The 16,387-nt window shown below is 63.8% G+C and carries 15 protein-coding genes and 1 pseudogene; 10 read left to right on the forward strand and 6 right to left on the reverse strand.

Annotated elements, in window-relative coordinates:
* Positions 1-30: 30 nt before the first annotated feature.
* Positions 31-1,002 carry a DUF3137 domain-containing protein gene (locus DH10_RS08560; RefSeq protein ID WP_192256180.1) on the reverse strand — a complete coding sequence of 324 codons (972 nt, stop codon included), beginning with the start codon at positions 1,000-1,002 and terminating at the stop codon, positions 31-33.
* 82 nt (positions 1,003-1,084) lie between these two features.
* A complete protein-coding gene (locus tag DH10_RS08565) occupies positions 1,085-2,128 on the reverse strand; it encodes a CapA family protein (protein WP_192256182.1) in 1,044 nt (347 codons plus the stop codon).
* A 165-nt stretch (positions 2,129-2,293) separates the two neighbouring features.
* Here DH10_RS08565 and DH10_RS08570 point away from each other — a divergent pair, with 165 nt between their 5' ends.
* The 5 genes from DH10_RS08570 (at position 2,294) to DH10_RS08590 (ending at position 9,469) form a co-directional block, all read left to right on the forward strand.
* Positions 2,294-3,550, forward strand: a complete 1,257-nt coding sequence (locus DH10_RS08570) for a hypothetical protein (protein ID WP_192256293.1) — start codon at positions 2,294-2,296, stop codon at positions 3,548-3,550.
* A 115-nt stretch (positions 3,551-3,665) separates the two neighbouring features.
* Entirely contained in the window at positions 3,666-6,929 is a 3,264-nt protein-coding gene (gene uvrB / locus DH10_RS08575; RefSeq protein WP_246811519.1) for an excinuclease ABC subunit UvrB, read from the forward strand.
* A gap of 99 nt (positions 6,930-7,028) precedes the next feature.
* Positions 7,029-7,307: a hypothetical protein gene (locus DH10_RS08580; RefSeq protein WP_192256184.1), complete on the forward strand. Its 279-nt coding sequence runs from the start codon at positions 7,029-7,031 to the stop codon at positions 7,305-7,307.
* A gap of 339 nt (positions 7,308-7,646) precedes the next feature.
* Positions 7,647-9,173 carry an ABC-F family ATP-binding cassette domain-containing protein gene (locus DH10_RS08585; protein WP_192256186.1) on the forward strand — a complete coding sequence of 509 codons (1,527 nt, stop codon included), beginning with the start codon at positions 7,647-7,649 and terminating at the stop codon, positions 9,171-9,173.
* A gap of 137 nt (positions 9,174-9,310) precedes the next feature.
* Positions 9,311-9,469: a hypothetical protein gene (locus DH10_RS08590; RefSeq protein WP_192256188.1), complete on the forward strand. Its 159-nt coding sequence runs from the start codon at positions 9,311-9,313 to the stop codon at positions 9,467-9,469.
* 66 nt (positions 9,470-9,535) lie between these two features.
* Here DH10_RS08590 and DH10_RS08595 read toward each other — a convergent pair.
* A pseudogene (locus tag DH10_RS08595) lies at positions 9,536-10,122 on the reverse strand (glutathione S-transferase family protein).
* A gap of 226 nt (positions 10,123-10,348) precedes the next feature.
* On the opposite strand from DH10_RS08595, the gene DH10_RS08600 reads away from it, so the two are divergent.
* A complete protein-coding gene (locus DH10_RS08600) occupies positions 10,349-10,765 on the forward strand; it encodes a VOC family protein (protein WP_192256190.1) in 417 nt (138 codons plus the stop codon).
* An 83-nt stretch (positions 10,766-10,848) separates the two neighbouring features.
* Positions 10,849-11,202 (forward strand): DUF1428 domain-containing protein, encoded by a 354-nt coding sequence (locus DH10_RS08605; protein WP_192256192.1) that lies wholly within the window; start codon positions 10,849-10,851, stop codon positions 11,200-11,202.
* Between the two features lie 239 nt (positions 11,203-11,441).
* Here the strand turns inward: DH10_RS08605 and DH10_RS08610 are convergent, their stop codons facing one another.
* Together DH10_RS08610 and DH10_RS08615 are read right to left on the reverse strand one after the other, a co-directional pair.
* On the reverse strand, positions 11,442-13,076 hold the full coding sequence (locus DH10_RS08610) for a tetratricopeptide repeat-containing sulfotransferase family protein (protein WP_192256194.1): 1,635 nt from the start codon (positions 13,074-13,076) through the stop codon (positions 11,442-11,444).
* Between the two features lie 188 nt (positions 13,077-13,264).
* Positions 13,265-13,666: a Kazal-type serine protease inhibitor domain-containing protein gene (locus tag DH10_RS08615; protein WP_192256195.1), complete on the reverse strand. Its 402-nt coding sequence runs from the start codon at positions 13,664-13,666 to the stop codon at positions 13,265-13,267.
* 461 nt (positions 13,667-14,127) lie between these two features.
* Between DH10_RS08615 and DH10_RS08620 the strand changes: the two genes are divergently transcribed.
* The 3 genes from DH10_RS08620 (at position 14,128) to DH10_RS08630 (ending at position 15,396) form a co-directional block, all read left to right on the forward strand.
* Entirely contained in the window at positions 14,128-14,340 is a 213-nt protein-coding gene (locus DH10_RS08620) for a cold-shock protein (RefSeq protein ID WP_006202520.1), read from the forward strand.
* Positions 14,341-14,578: 238 nt separating this feature from the next.
* The gene (locus DH10_RS08625) at positions 14,579-14,791 is read left to right on the forward strand and encodes a cold-shock protein (protein WP_006202521.1); all 213 of its coding nucleotides are present in this window, start codon (positions 14,579-14,581) and stop codon (positions 14,789-14,791) included.
* Between the two features lie 194 nt (positions 14,792-14,985).
* A complete protein-coding gene (locus DH10_RS08630; protein ID WP_192256196.1) occupies positions 14,986-15,396 on the forward strand; it encodes a BA14K family protein in 411 nt (136 codons plus the stop codon).
* Between the two features lie 67 nt (positions 15,397-15,463).
* Here the strand turns inward: DH10_RS08630 and DH10_RS08635 are convergent, their stop codons facing one another.
* Complete coding sequence (locus tag DH10_RS08635) at positions 15,464-16,105, reverse strand: MBL fold metallo-hydrolase (protein WP_192256197.1); 642 nt, start codon at positions 16,103-16,105, stop codon at positions 15,464-15,466.
* Positions 16,106-16,387: the final 282 nt, after the last annotated feature.

Here is a 16,387-nt window from a genome sequence, read left to right on the forward strand (position 1 = left end):
ATCAGCAAAAGCTGGACCGCTCTAAGCCCGTTATTCGGCCGCTTCGTCCTTCGCCCCGATCTTGCGCACCAGTGCCGCCGTCGCCAGCATCGCGCCGAGATCGGCGATCATCGGCGCGACATGCGTGTTGTAGTCGATCGGGGCGGAAATATCCGGCAGCTCGAAGAAGTTCTTCGACCGCGGCATCAAGAGAAAACCGTCGCTGCCGCTCAGCGCCACCCGGGCCTGGTCGTAGGGCCATGTCTCGCCGAGCCAGGTCAGCGCCTGCGCCAGTCGCCCGGTGACCAGCGGCCGGGCCGCCTCGACATTGTCGGTGCGGAACTCATAGGTGGCGTCGAGTTCGGCGACACCGGATGACAGCTCCTGCATCTTGCTGATGAACATGCCGCGAAAGAAATGCACCACCTTGCCGGCCTTGCGCGCGGCAACCAGTGTACCCGGGAACGGCTCGATGGTTTCGAACGCGACGATGACGCCCTTGAAGGCGGTGGTCTCGCTCTTACCGGAGCCTTCCCACAGCCTCGCCTCATAAAGCTCGAAGGGAAAATCCTCGTAGCGTCCCGATATCGTGTCGTCGAAACTCTGCCGGCTGAAAGCGCCGACGGTTTCACGCGGCATCCTGTCGAAGGAATTCGGCCGCGCACCGTGCTGGTAGCGCACGTCGCGCACGAAGCCGAAGACGATCGGCAGGAGCGTGTCGCGGAAGGATTGCTGCAGCCGGTTTGCCGGCCTCAGCGCCTGAAAATAGAGCAGCACCGCGACGATGAGGCCGCCAAAGTAGAGGAAGACATGCGGCGTCGAGAACCACTGTTCGTTGGGATCGGCGGCGCTGTTGAACAGCCAGGCGACGAGCCCGACAAAGACGATTACCAGGCCGACAAACAGCGGCACCCGCCAGCGGACCTGTTTCCGGACCGACGCCCGCTTCGCCTCGTAGGTCTCGATGTTGTGCCTGATGCCGGCGATATCGGCTTCGCTCGGCATGAAATCCGCTGCTTCCATGGCCACCCCCGGCCGCCGCTAGATGCCCCCCATGATAGCGGCTTTTGCGAGAAAGTCGCCACCGGTCGCGGGTGATCATTTGTCAGTCCTCTTGGCCCGGGAAAATCGCAGCCAGGCGAGCCACAACCCGCTGCCCCGTCATTCCACTCAGTGCCCCCACCGGCACCAGCCGCTCATGGCCGCCTTTGGCGAGGCGCATGAAGAAATGCAGCCGGTAGGCGGCAACCATGCCGCGCGTGGCGGCATCGGCGCTGACGTCGACAACGAGGATCGAGCCGATCCGACCGGGCCATGGCTGCCTGGCAAAAGCCGTGCCGAGGAAATCGCCAAGACCGTAGGCAACGAGCGTGTCGCCGATGCGCTCGACCGGCTGCACGACATGGGCGTGATGGCCGGCGACCAATCGGGCGCCGTGGCCTGCCAGTCGCCGCGCCAGCGCCCGCGTCGCCGGTCTCGGAAAGTGCCGGAACTCCCAATCCCAATGCGGCACGGCGCACAAGAGATCGACGCCTGCGCCGCGCAACCATTCAGCCGGATCGCTTCCCATGGAAACCCGTGCTCGAAATTCGGCTTCACCGACATTGCGCCAAAGCGTGAAGGCGGCGAAGCCGATCGTCAGCGGCCCGGCTGCGTGATGTTGGACGGGTCCACCCCTCACAGTGCCGATGGTGCGGATGCCGAGCCGCCCCAGCGCCGCGACCGTCTCGTCGAAGCCGGCAACGCCCTGGTCGAGCACATGATTGTTGGCGAGCGACAGCACCAGCCTGTCGCGAGCGATCCCGACGGCCGTCAGCGCGTCCGCCAGGAAGCGTTCGGTCATCGCATGATGCGTGCCGAGCCGCGTGCCCGCAACCGCGCTCGGTCGCTCGACGATCGGGCTTTCGCAGTTGCCGACCACGAGATCGGCGGAGGCGAGCAAAGCCGCAATCGCCGGATCGCATTCGGGAACCGCGCGATTGGCGACCGCCGAAATGTCGCCGACGAAGGCAAGCCGCACCGTCTGCTCCGGCGGCGGATTGATCAACGTCGCCGCCGGCGCCGCAAAACCGTCCCTGTCGCCGCCAAGCGACGGTTTCAGGAAACGCGGCAGCCAAGACAGTTTGTAGGAAATCGGATAGTTCGACACGCGATGCCCAATCATTTGCCCTGTGTGTAGACCGTTCCTCGGACCGGTTGAAGCCGGTCCCATGGCTGGCGACCGGTTGATCGCCAGCCGCAACTCCACTGCCGCCAGGCGGGCGTCGTCGGCCAAACAGGTGTATGGTCGCCGCACTGGGAGTGGAGAATGACTATGACGCGCATTGCCGGCCTGATTGCTGCCGCCTTGTTTCTTTGCCTGCCGATTTCGTCAGTCGCGGCGGAAATGCCGGTAGCTGCAAAAACCCTGTTCGAGGCCAAATCCGTTTCGGAGCGGAACACCGCCTTATCCGCGCTCGAGGCAGCGGCATCGGGCGATCCGGGATCGGCCTATGCGGCCGGCGCCGGCGAATTCTTCACCGCCCTGGAAATCCTCGCCGGCGGTCTCCACCGCCACGGTTTCGAGAGCCCGCAATCCTTCATGCTGCCGTTGATGCGGCTGCCGGTGCCGGACAATCCCAACCCCGAGCCGCTTACCTATGAACAATTCCGCGCCATCCTGGTCGCCTTCCGCGACCGGCTGGAGAAATCCGCCGCCACGCTCGGCTCCGTGCCGGGCGATGCCGATATCGGCATGGTGGTCGACCTCACTCATGCCGGCATCGATCTCAACGAGGATGGCAACATCGCGCCCGACGAAAGCATCGCCGCGATCATGGCCTCGCTCTCACGCGGCAGCGCCGACACGAGCGATGCCGCGCCGCAGCTTACCGTCCGCTTCGACCGCGCCGACGGCTTCTGGCTGCAGGGCTATGCCGAGTTCCTGATCGCGCAGGCCGACTTCTGGCTGGCGCATGATTTCAGGACCATGTTCGACGGCTCCTTCCATATGCTGTTCCCGCGCGCGAAACTTCCGTTGCAGGACACGCTGGTGCCGCCGGACGGCGGCATGAGCGGCAGCATTTTCGCCTCGGAATGGCGCTTCGCCGACTTCATCTCGCTGGTGCATCTCGTCAACTGGCCGGTGATCGAGCCGGAGCGCCGGCAAGCCGCGCGCCGCCACCTCCTGGAGATGATCCGGCTGTCGCGTGAGGACTGGAAAGCGATCCTCGCCGAAACAGACAACGACCGCGAATGGCTGCCGGGACCGCAGCAGAAAGGCCTCAATCCGCTCACCGGCCTCGAGGTAGGCGAGGACCAGGTGCAGGCCTGGCTCGCCGCGTTGGCCATGGCCGAGGACCTGCTGGAAGGCCGCACGCTGCTGCCGCATTTCCGCATCACCGGCAAAGGCATCAACATGAAGCGCTTTTTCGACGAGCCGAAACCCTTCGACCTCGTCCTGTCGATCACCGGCCCCGCCATCGCACCTTATCTCGAAAGCGGAAAAATCCTCGCCACCGACGACTTCGACCAGATCCAGCGCGAATTCGGCGGCGCCGGATTTTTGACTTTCGCGTTGTGGTTCAATTGAGGTGAAGCGCGCGCGACATGCCACCTGACAGCCTTCTGTCAGCAGCGTCCGCGGGGCATGCCTGCCATTTCACTCCGCTCTTTCCATTTCGGCCGAGTCCTCCCATATTCGGGCCATGGCCAAACGTACCGACAAGAAAACGCCCTCGCCGGCGCAAGAGGGCGCGCCGAAACGGCGCAGCCCGCTGACCGAATTCCTCGACGCCGCCGAGCCGCTGCAGCCCGGTGGCTTTGCCGAAGCGCCGCAGAACGAGTTCTCCGGCGCGCCGCTGACCGGCTCGATCTCCGATTGGGCCGGGCAGATCGAGCGCGAGGCGAAGCGCCAAATCTCCCCCCCTGAAGGGGAGATGTCGCCGAAGGCGACAGAGGGGGGCGCCGGAGGCAGCGCGAGACGTAAGGAAACGAGTCCGGACGTACCGACCCCACCTGGCGGCTCCGCCGCCACCCTCCCCTCAAGGGGGAGGGAAGGCGCTAAGCCGAAGAAGATCCCCGAACGCTCGTCCGCGCCCGGTCGCACGGCGCGCGGCACCTCGATGGGCGGCGCGGCGTCGGCAAAGGAGCGCGCGGCCGCCGGCCTCAACCCGGTGGCCGGCCTCGACATCAGCCTTGAGGACGCCGAGTCGGTTTCCTCTAGCGGTGTCACCGCCACGGTCGCGGCGCTGTCGGCGCTGATCGAATCCGGCAATCCGCTGCACAAGGACGGCCAGCTCTGGACGCCGCACCGTCCGGCCCGTCCGGAAAAGTCGGAAGGCGGCATCGCTATCAAAATGGTGTCGGATTTCGAGCCGGCAGGCGACCAGCCGACCGCCATCAAGGATCTTGTCGAGGGCGTCGACCAGAGCGACCGAACCCAGGTGCTGCTTGGCGTCACCGGCTCCGGCAAGACCTTCACCATGGCCAAGGTGATCGAGGAGACGCAGCGCCCTGCCCTGATCCTGGCGCCCAACAAGACGCTGGCCGCGCAGCTCTACGCCGAGTTCAAGAAATTCTTCCCGGAAAACGCGGTCGAGTATTTCGTCTCCTACTACGACTACTACCAGCCCGAGGCCTATGTGCCCCGGACCGACACCTATATCGAGAAGGAATCCTCGATCAACGAGCAGATCGACCGCATGCGCCACTCGGCGACGCGCTCTCTGCTGGAGCGCGACGACGTCATCATCGTCGCCTCAGTCTCCTGCATCTACGGTATCGGCTCGGTCGAAACCTATGCGGCGATGACCTTCCAGATGCAGGTTGGCGACCGGCTCGACCAGCGCGCCTTGCTCGCGGACCTCGTCGCGCAACAGTACAAGCGCCAGGACATCAACTTTGTCCGCGGCTCGTTCCGCGTGCGCGGCGACACGATCGAGATCTTCCCCGCCCACCTCGAGGACCGCGCCTGGCGCATCTCGCTGTTCGGCGACGAGATCGAGGCCATCACCGAGTTCGACCCGCTGACCGGCCAGAAGACCGGCGAGTTGAAAAGCGTCAAGATCTACGCCAACTCGCACTATGTGACGCCGAGGCCGACCTTGAATCAAGCTATCAAGTCGATCAAGGAAGAATTGCAACACCGCCTGCAAGAGCTTGAAAAGGCTGGCCGTCTTCTGGAAGCGCAGCGTCTCGAGCAGCGCACCCGCTTCGATCTCGAGATGCTGGAGGCGACCGGCTCCTGCGCCGGCATCGAGAACTATTCGCGCTATCTCACTGGCCGCCAGCCGGGCGAGCCGCCGCCGACCTTGTTCGAATATGTTCCGGACAATGCGCTGATTTTCATCGACGAGAGCCACGTCACCGTGCCGCAGATCGGCGGCATGTATCGCGGCGACTTCCGCCGCAAGGCGACGCTGGCCGAGTACGGCTTCCGCCTGCCATCCTGCATGGACAACCGGCCGCTGCGCTTCGAGGAATGGGACGCCATGCGTCCGCTGTCGGTCGCCGTTTCGGCGACGCCAGGCGGCTGGGAACTGGAGCAGTCCGGCGGCGTCTTCGCCGAGCAGGTCATCCGCCCGACCGGCCTGATCGACCCGCCGGTCGAGGTGCGCCCGGCCAAGAGCCAGGTCGACGATGTCGTCGGCGAGATCCGCGAGACCACGAAGCTGGGCTATCGCACGCTGGTAACGGTTCTCACCAAGCGCATGGCCGAGGACCTTACCGAATATCTGCATGAGAACGGCATCCGCGTCCGCTACATGCACTCCGACATCGACACGCTGGAGCGCATCGAGATCCTGCGCGACCTGCGCCTCGGCGCCTTCGACGTGCTGGTCGGCATCAACCTGCTGCGCGAGGGCCTCGACATTCCCGAATGCGGCTTTGTCGCCATCCTCGACGCCGACAAGGAAGGGTTCCTGCGTTCGGAAACCTCGCTGATCCAGACCATCGGCCGGGCCGCCCGCAACGTCGACGGCAAGGTTATCCTCTATGCCGACCAGATCACCGGCTCGATGGAGCGGGCGATGGCCGAGACCAACCGCCGCCGCGAGAAGCAGATGGAGTGGAACGCGGCCAACGGCATCACACCGGAATCGGTCAAGTCGCGCATCGCCGATATCCTCGACTCGGTCTACGAGAAGGACCACGTGCGCGCCGACATCTCGCAATTCACCGACGATGCCGGTGCGATGATCGGCAACAATCTGAAAACCCATCTCGAGGCGCTGGCCAAGCAGATGCGCGACGCCGCCGCCAATCTCGACTTCGAGAAGGCGGCCCGCATCCGCGACGAGATCAAGCGGCTGCGCGAGATGGAGCTCGCGATCTCCGACGACCCGCTTGCGCGCGAGGTGGAAAGCCAAAGCCCTGCCTCAGGCCGCGAAAAGGGCAAGCACAACAAGGGTGTGGCCAAACATCGTACGGCCGAGGAACAGGAGCGTTTCCGCAAGCTCGATGAAGCACGTGCCGCCGAAGAGGCGGCCAAGGCTGCCCGGCCGAACCTCTTCCGCAAGCCACATCTCGACGAAATGGGCGCCGACGGCGCCGTGCCGGCGAAGAAGCCGCTGTTCGCGAAGCCGTCGATCGACGACATGGGACCTGGCACCGATATGCCGACCCCTGCCGGCGCGGTGTCGCGCTCGCTGTTCAAGAAGCAGTCGGCGCATGAAGCGCACGGCTCCGACTTCGGCATTCCCGGCGAGGCCACCAAACCGCTGTTCAAGAAGAACTCGCTCGACGAGATGACGGTGCGGCGGACGGAAAAGCCGGTGGAAGGAAAGAAGCCGGCAAAGCCACAGCCGATCTCCCCGCATGTTGGGGAGATGTCTGACAGGACAGGCGCGAAGGATCGCGACGACAAACCAATCGTCCGTCAGCGCGCCGGCATTGGCTCCTACGAGGACCCTGGCGACGCCCGTCGGGAGAAGGGCAGGCCAAGCAAGACCGGGCGGCCGGGACAGTAGCGCGCTGTTGCGAGCATTCTCAACCGGCGGCTAGAACGCGCGATGGTCGCTACTCGAAGACTCCAGGAAGACGAGTTCAAAGCTTGCTTTGCAGAGCCCATGACGGACGTCACCGCCACGGCGGAGGCCGCTGTGGACATATGGCCATATGTCGATGCGCTGAACTTGGATGAGATTGGCCTGCCCTATTTAAACGACGTTCACTACGTCTACCGGGACGCCCTAAACCGCTTCGATCAGGTTCTGATTGGTACCGGCCGCTTTAACACCCTTCTGGTCATCGTCGTCGATCTCGCCAAAAGCTCGGTCTTCGGGCATTTCTTGCTGGACTTGAACGAGGAGTACGGGGTGAGCGGTGGCCATTTGAGGTCTGTCTGACCTGTCGCCCGCCGACCCTTGCCATCTGCCCGTCCCCGGTGTAGCCAGTCCGCGCACTCGAACGTCTTGAAAGGAGGGCTCACGTGTTCACGTTCTATCGTCACCATCGTCAGCGTGGCCCGATTTCCGCCCTGCGAGCTTGCTTGCAGGGCTGACCGGACGGTCCGGGTTTTCCCGTTTCGATTTTTTGGTCTGCCCTTCGTGGTGCGCTATTCCGAGCATGAAGCCGGCACGCGCACCGTCAGAGTGCATCGAGCCGCTAGAGCATGATCCCGAAAGTGGGAACCGGTTTTCGAGATCATGCTCCACAAAGAGTCGGCCAAGACCAGAGAAATCCAAATGGCCCTGATCAGCCTGAAATCCCTCGGCGTCACCATGAGTGCGCCGCTCTTCTCCAACCTCGACCTCACCATCGGCGCTGGCGATCGGCTGGGTCTTGTCGCGGCCAATGGCCGTGGCAAATCCACGCTTCTCAAATGCCTGACGGGTGAACTCGAACCAACCACCGGCGACATCACCAGGTCGCGCGGCCTGCGTGTCGGCCATGTCGAGCAGTCCGTTCCCGAGGCGTTGCTCGACCGCAGCTTCCACCAGATCGTTGCCGATGCCTTGCCGGTCGAGCAGCGCGACAGCGAGCTTTGGCGCGTCGACGTCGTGCTGGATTCCCTCGACGTGCCGGAAGAAATGCGCGGCCGGCCGATGCGCGCCTTGAGCGGCGGTTGGCAGCGGCAGGCGCTGATCGCCCGCGTCTGGGTCACCGACCCGGACGTGCTTTTGCTCGACGAACCGACCAACCACCTCGACCTTGCCAAGATCAGCCAGTTGGAAACCTGGCTCAACGCGCTGCCGCGCGAGGTGCCGGTCATCATTGCCAGCCACGACCGCGCCTTCCTCGACGCCGTCACCAACCGCACGCTGTTCCTGCGCCCGGAAGAATCCCCGGTGTTTGCCCTGCCCTATTCACGGGCGAGAGAGGCTCTCGACGAGCTCGACGCCTCGACGGCGCGCAAGTTCGAACGCGACATGAAGGTCGCCCAGCAATTGCGCAAGCAGGCCGCCAAGCTCAACAACATCGGCATCAATTCCGGCAGCGACCTTTTGACGGTGAAGACCAAGCAGCTCAAGGAGCGGGCGGAGAAACTGCAGGATGCGGCGGTAGCGGCGCATCGCGAGCGTTCGGCCGGCGCGATCAGGCTGGCCAACCGCGGCACGCACGCCAAGGTGCTGATCACGCTGGAGGACCCGGCCGTGGAGACGCCCGACGGTACGCTGCTGTTCAGGACCGGCAAGCGCCACATCTGCCAGGACGACCGCATCGTGCTGCTCGGCCGCAACGGCGTCGGCAAGTCGCGCTTCATTGCGATGATCCGCAGCGCCATCGCCGAGCCAGGGTCGGTGGAGAACATCAAGGTGACGCCGTCGACCGTGCTTGGCTACAGCGACCAGGCGCTGTCGGGCATCGGCGGCGACGACACGCCGCTGGCGATGGTCTCGCGCCGCTTCGAGGCCGGCGAGCAGCGGGCGCGCTCGCTTCTCGCCGGCGCCGGCGTCGCTATCGAGATGCAGGAGAAAAAGATCGGCGCATTGTCGGGCGGGCAGCGGTCGAGGCTGATGATGCTGGTGCTGCGGCTGATCAACCCCAACTTCTATCTCCTCGACGAGCCGACCAACCACCTCGACATCGACGGCCAGGAAGCGCTGGAGGAGGAACTGTTGAAACATCAGGCGAGTTGCCTGCTCGCCTCGCACGACCGCTCCTTCATTCGCGCGGTCGGCAATCGCTTCTGGCTGATCGAGAAGCGGCGGCTGATCGAAGTCGACGGTCCGGAGGAGTTCTTCCGCGCGGCCGCCGAAACGGAGCGCTGAGACCACCGCAAAGCCCGGCCTTCTGCAAGCCGGCTTTCGGGCGCAAAAAATTCACGCGATCTGTCGGATCGCCGCAGCACCCTCCGTCCTTGGGATGCCGACACGATGATGCCGGCATCAACCAGGGAGAATTGATCATGTCGGTACTGTCATCCATCGGACGCATAGCAACCCGGTATGCGGCGGCACGCGCCCGCTACCGCAGTGAACGCATCTTGCTCTCTCTACCGGCCGCGCTGCGCAAGGATATCGGCTTTCCGGAAGCCTTTGACGCGCAGAACAACTCTCGTGTCTGAAAGGCGCTTCGATATTTGCAGCCCGGAGTCCGCCATTGACGGCGGCCGTCAGAAGGCGACCGCCGCTCAATCATGCGTATCGCCCGAAAGTGGCGTTGCCCGCATTGATGCGCGCTTTTCGAAAGCCTCGTACCAGCGCGTCAACCTTCCGCGCAAACGAAAAGACGGAAGGTGACGGAACTCCATCCACGACAGCGTGGTGGCTAAGGCTATGTGACCGACGTCAGGCAACACCTCATCGTCGAGGGCGCTTTCGATCCAGTCGTAGCTCGCCTCGATCTTCTCCCGATATCCGTCGGCAAGAGCACCAACTCCCAACGCAAGGCAATGCCAGTCTGCGCCAGGCCTTGGGCGACCGACTGCAGCCTCAACGCCTGCCAGCGTCCCTCCCCGTCCTGCGGCAGCAGCTTGCGACCGTCATGCAAAGTGTCGAGATAGGCGCAGATCACGTCTGAATCGAAGATCGGCGTCGCATCGGGTCGCAACAGCACCGGCACCTTGCCGAGCGGGTTTTCAGCGTAGACGCGAGCATTGCGCAATGTCGGGCTGGTCTCGTGATGAATGACCTCGAGCCGGCCGGCAATGCCGACCTCGTGAGCGAAGACGAGCGTTTTGCGCGCGAAGGGAGAATGTGTTTGATAGTAAAGGATCATCGTAGCCTCGGAGCGGCGTCTGGTTCCGCCTTTTCTAGCCCGCAAGCCGCGAGAATTGCGCTCTGAATGGGGCCAGCCGATGCAAGTTCGTTTCACGGCCTTTCATTCAACCACTGGTGCCCAGGGCCCGGCCCTCTGAAAAAATTTCCGCGACCGTGTAGGATTGCTGTCGCCTCGTCCGTCTTTGATCGCAAGGCCCAATCAACCCGTGAAGAGGAACACGCAGATGACCGACCAGACCCCACCCCGCGCCAAGGTGCTTGGCGGACTGACCCCCTATCTGCAGGTCGACGGCGCCATCAAGGCGGCCGAGTTCTACAAGAAGGCTTTCGGGGCCGAGGAGGTCTTTGCCTATCCGCCGGACGACAAGGGCCGCACCATGCATATCCATCTCTATGTCAACGGCTCGACGCTGATGCTGGGCGACGCCTATCCCGAACACGGCCATCCGCATCAGGCGGCGCAGGGCTACGTGCTGCAGCTCCATCTCGGCAGCGAAGACATCGATGCCTGGTGGCAGCGCGCCGTCGACGCCGGCTGCGAAGTCGTCACGCCGCTGCAGGTGATGTTCTGGGGCGACCGCTGGGGCCAGGTGAAGGATCCGTTCGGCGTCGCCTGGGCGATGAACGCGCCGGTGAAATAGGTTTCCTAGCGAGCAAGCGTCGCCCACCGCGCCGGGTCGTATCCGCGCCGACCCGGCGTCCGTTTTCAGCAAAGGAGTACACCATGTCCTATGTCGATGGTTTCGTGCTTGCCGTGCCGAAGGCAAATCTCGATGACTACAAGAAAATGGCTGGCAATGCCGGCGCCGTCTGGATGGAGCACGGCGCGCTCGCCTATGTCGAATGCATTGGCGACGACGTGCCTTACGGCGAGCTGACCTCGTTTCCGCGCGCCGTGCAGGCGAAGGACGACGAGGTCGTCATCTTCGCCTGGGTCGTGTACGGCTCCAGGCAGAGCCGCGACGCGGTCATGGCGAAAGTGATGGCCGATGAGCGCCTCAAGATGGACTGGTCGACAATGCCGTTCGACGGCAAGCGCATGATCTTCGGCGGCTTCCAGCCGTTCATCGAGCTTTGAGTAGCTTGACCCCAAGGTAGGCTGAGATTGAGGTCAGGCCGAGCCGAGAAAGGTGGTTTCCGAGAACCGAACGGAGCGTACGTTAAGTACGTGAGTACCGGCCTATGCCGGCCGTAGCCTTAACTGCCACGCCACTCTCATGTCATGATGCTTCGGCCGGCTCTCATGTCATGATGCTTCGGCCGGCGAAGGCCGGAAGCGCAGGTAACCACCGTTCGCAGGCCGGCCTCACCTTAATATCAGCCTAGCTTATCGAGCAGCGGCTTCAGCCTGTCCCCATAGCGCTTCCACAGATCGACCGAGCCCTGATACATCGGCTGGCGCACCTGCGCGGCCGACGCCGTGCGCACCGGCCGGTCGGTCTCGTGGAACGCCAGCACCTTGTCGTCCCAGGGCAGGCCGAGATGCGCCATCAAGGCGCGTGTCTGCCCTTCCTGGTCGGCGACGAAATCCTCATAACGGACATCGTGGACGACGCCGGGCAGCACCTTGTGCCAATGCGCCATGATGTCGGCATAGAGGTTGTGGAAATCGGCGAGCTCGCCGAGATCATAGCCGTAGCGGTGGCTGTCGCCGCGGAAATGCACCTTGAAGATCGACAGACACGTGGCCGCAGCGTCGCGCGCGCAATGCACGATCTTCGCCTTCGGCAGCATCATGTGAAGGAAGCCGACCAGCAGGAAGTTGCCCGGCATCTTGTCGGTGACGTGGCGGAAGCCCGGATAGCGGGTATGCAGCATGTCGAGATAGGCCTGCCCCGCCTCGGCGAAGGCCTTGTCCGGCATGTCGGCGATCCCCCAGGGAAAGCCGCCCTGCATGCTCATCGGAAACTGCTTGCCGACCGCCGTCTTCAGGATGCTGAGCTCGCCGGCGCCGAAAACCTGGGGATGGCTGGCGATGATCTGCTCGACCAGCGTCGTGCCGGAACGCGGCATGCCGACGACGAAGATCGGCGCATCGTCGGCAATGTCGCTTGGTTTGTGCTTCTCGAAGAAGGCCTTGTCGAACACCGCCTTCATCGCCTCGAACTCGTCGCGTGTCCTCACCGGATCGTAGTCGATGCCCTTGCGGCGGATCGCGTTGCCCTCGGCGAAATAGTCGAAGGCGCGGCCATAGTCCTTCAGGTCGTCATTGGCCTTGCCGAGGCCGAAGGAAAGCTGCATGCGCGCGAGGCTGTCCTGCGGCGCCTTGGCGTGCTCGGCCTCCATGCTCGCAAGCTCGGGGTCGCGCTCGGACTGGCGTTTGACCTGGGTCAGCAGAAGCCAGGCCTTCGCCATGGCGGGAGCGATCGCCACCGCCTGGCGGGCAAGATCGGCGGCTTCAGTGAGCTTGCCCTTCTCCATCATGGCGACGCCGAGCCCATAGAGCAGCTCCGCATCCTTGGGCCGGATCGACAGCGACTCGCGAAACAATGCAATCGCCTCGTCCAGCCGCCCGGCTTCCTGTAGCGTTTCGGCAAGGCCGATGCGGGCGCGGACATGGAACGGGTTGCGGCCGATCGTGCCGCGGTAGATCTCCTCGGCGCCCTCGAACTGGCCGAGCTGCTTCAGCGACGAGCCGAGATTGTCGCGCGCTGCCAATTGGTCCGGTCGGATGTCCACAGCACCGCGGAAGAAATCGACAGCGGCGGCGACGCGACCGAGGTCGCGCATGACCGTGCCCATATTGTTGAGGAAATCGGCATTCCTGGGCTGCAGCGTCACCGACTGCTCGATCAGGTCGAGCCCTTCCTCGCTGCGGCCGGTCTGATGCAGGAGAAGCCCGAGGAAATGCAGTGCAGCGGCATGGTTCGGCTGCTGTCCCAGCACCTGCCGGTAAAGCTGCTCCGCTTCCTGTCGGCGCCCTGCCTGGTGCAGTTGCAGCGCCCGCTGCACATGAGGATCGAGCGGGCTCGCCGAACTGGCCTTGCCACTCGCGCCCGCCGCTCTTCTCTGATCTCTGTTAATGGGAAACCTGCCGTGTTTGTCCGCCCGCCGGACCTAAGCCAAGCGGACGGGAGATGCAAGTGTGTGCGTAGCGCTCCGACGAGCTGCCCGCGACGCGGAACGCAAACCGGGCCTCGCTAGCAAGGTCCATCGCCGACGATGCGGTAGTCCGCCGCGCGGGCTTCGCATGCATTCGGGAAAGTGCGCAATTCGCCGCGGCGCCTGGCGCAGACCGGCGCGTATTCGCGCGTGCAGAAGGTTTCTCCGTCGCCGGCCCCACCGCCACCATCCCGGCAAGGGCCGTCACGCACGATACGATACCCTGCCCTCTCCGCCTGGCAGGCATTGGCGAAGGTCTGGCGGTCGCCGCCGCGCCGTGCGCAGACCGGTTCGTATTGCATGGTGCAGAGCTGCGGATGCGGCCTCGGCGGGCGTGGACGCGGTCCTTCGTCGACGACCACCGTACAGGCCGCCAGCAATGCCGACAGAAGCAGGGCGACAAGGCCCTGCCCCGAAACGATTGCCGCAAGAAATCGCATCGGGTTCCCTCCTCGGCTGCCAAAAACCGGCATCAACTCGCGCAATCCTCGCTATTCCGGCATCAAAGGCAACCCCGGTCGGTGATTTGGCCTGACCGAATGAACCCGGCGCCGCAGAGCCTTCGCGCTGGCCTATGCCTGGCTTTTCTCTGGCCGATGACCAGTCAAGACGCCGGGTCTATCGATGCCCTGCGTTGGGCGCGCCAAGGGCCGCCCGCGGCGCCGTCTTGCAACCATCACGTTTCCGTGTAATAAATTTGGCGTTCGGGCATTTGCGACCCGGAGAGCGGCACGTTTTGGACGACCTTTCCCCGATAGTGTGAATCTCTGACGGCCCCGTTTTTCGGCGGGGGCTTTGACCATGCGCGAATGCATGACAGCCGAAGCAACCACCGGGACTTGCCCAAGCCACCAGACAGCGGGCAGGCCCCCGAGACTGATACGGGTGAAGGAGTTTCCCCATGGCCCAGACCGGCACCGTAAAGTTCTTCAACGCCACCAAAGGCTTCGGCTTCATCACGCCTGACGGCGGCGCCAAGGACGTGTTCGTCCACATCTCCGCGATCGAGGCCTCGGGCCTGCGCACGCTCGTCGACGGCCAGAAGGTCACCTTCGACGTCGAGCCGGACCGCATGGGCAAAGGCCCGAAGGCGGTCAACCTGCGCGCCGCCTGAGCAGGCAAAGCTGCCTGTTCTGAGCTGATGAACGGCGTGGCAGGATCATGAGCAGGCTTCGCAAGAAGCTTGAGTTTTCGAGGGCGCGACGGTTCCGTCGCGCCCTTTTTTGTCCGGCAAATGGTTGGATTGGCAGGCGAAAACTTTCTCTTGCCGATAGCGCTAAAATAAAGGACAAATTTCCTCTCGGGCAGTTTGCCGGCCCGAGACTGACTTGATGGGATCAAAGGAGCTTCCCATGCCGCAGACCGGCACCGTCAAATTCTTCAACCATGCCAAGGGCTTCGGCTTCATCACGCCCGACGATGGCGCGAAGGATGTCTTCGTCCATATTTCGGCCGTGCAGGCGTCGGGCCTTCCCGGTCTCGAGGATGGGCAGAAAGTGACATTCGACACCGAGCCGGACAAGCGCGGCAAGGGTCCGAAGGCCGTCAATCTGTCTATCGGCTGAGCCGGCTCAAGACAGATCCGACGGAGGCTGAGCAGGCGGGACGCCCCCGCAGAGCTCGGAATTTTGTTCGAGCCGCGAAACCGTTTCGACCAATTTCGTTCAGCCTCCGTTCAGCCACGGTCTCCTATTAACCTTTGCTAAAGCCGATCCGCATCCCCTGAAAAATACGCGGGCCGGCGCGAAGGAGACCGAAAATGAACCGATTTCTCAAGACCGCCATCCTGACCGCCGGCATTGCCGCGACCACTTTGGCCACCTTCTCGGCGGCCAATGCTGACGATTGGCGCTGGCGTCGTCATCATCACAATGGCGGCGACGCCCTCGCCGCCGGCGTTGTCGGCCTCGCGGCAGGCGCCCTGATCGGCAGCGCGCTCAGCAATCCCGGGCCGAGGTACTACGATCCGGCCTATGAGGACGGCTATTATGTCGACCGGCCCGTTCGCCGCTACTACGTTCAGCCGCGTGTCGTCTATGCCGACCGCTATGCCGAGCCGTGGACCCGCGACTGGTACGAGTACTGCTCGGACCGCTACCGCACCTTCAACTCGCGTACCGGCACCTTTACCGGCAATGATGGCGAGCAGCATTTCTGCGTCGCCAACTAACAGACTTAGGGTTCCCTGCCCCGAGCAAAGCGCCGCCTCTCCGCGGCGCTTTTGTTTTGTATGCAGGTCAGACCAAAAATGGATTGGTCCGGCGCTCCTCGCCGAAGCGGCCGCCCGGACCGTGGCCGCAGATGAAGCCGATATCGTCGCCGAGCGGCAGAAGCTTGTCCTTGATCGAGGCGATCAGCGCGGCGTGATCGCCGCCCGGCAGATCGGTGCGGCCGATCGAGCCGCGAAACAGCACGTCGCCGACATGGGCGAACTTGGCCGCGCGATTGTAGTAGACGACATGGCCCGGCGCATGCCCCGGACAATGCAGCACCTCGAATTGATGCTCGCCGAACGAGACCGTGTCGCCTTCGCTGAGGAAACGGTCCGGGATGCAATTTCGCACCGGATCGGCAAGGCCGAAACGCCTGGCCTGGTTCTCGAGATTGGCAAGCAGCGGCCGATCGGCCTCATGCGGGCCGATGATCTCGATGCCGAGCACGTCCTTCAGTTGCATCGCTCCGCCGGCATGATCGATATGGCCATGGGTGATCCAGATCGCCTCCGCGGTGATCGCGTTGTCCTTCAGCGCTGCCAGTATCTTGTCGACATCGCCGCCTGGATCGACGACGACGCCGTTCCTATGGTTCATGTCGAACAGGATGGTGCAGTTCTGCTGGAAGGGCGTGACCGGCACGATGCCGGCATTGAGCTGACCCATGACTTTCCTTTCGAAGTGTCGTCCTGATGTAGAGACCGCGGCGGACTGCGTCCACCGTCACCTCGGGCGAATGATCCTCGAAAAGAAATGGGCGGCCGTAGCCGCCAGCAATAGTTGAAAAGAAATGGGCGGCCGTAGCCGCCCATGCGCAGGTCCGAAAGGTATCTGACCTATTTCTTCATCGCGCCCATGACCGCGCCGATGATGGCGGTTAGGATTGCGCCGCCGCCGGCGCCGCCGACGATGTTCTGTACGTTCAACGCGCTGCTCAATCCGCCCGCC

Source organism: Mesorhizobium silamurunense, from assembly GCF_014843825.1.
Classification (GTDB): Bacteria; Pseudomonadota; Alphaproteobacteria; order Rhizobiales; family Rhizobiaceae; genus Mesorhizobium; species Mesorhizobium silamurunense.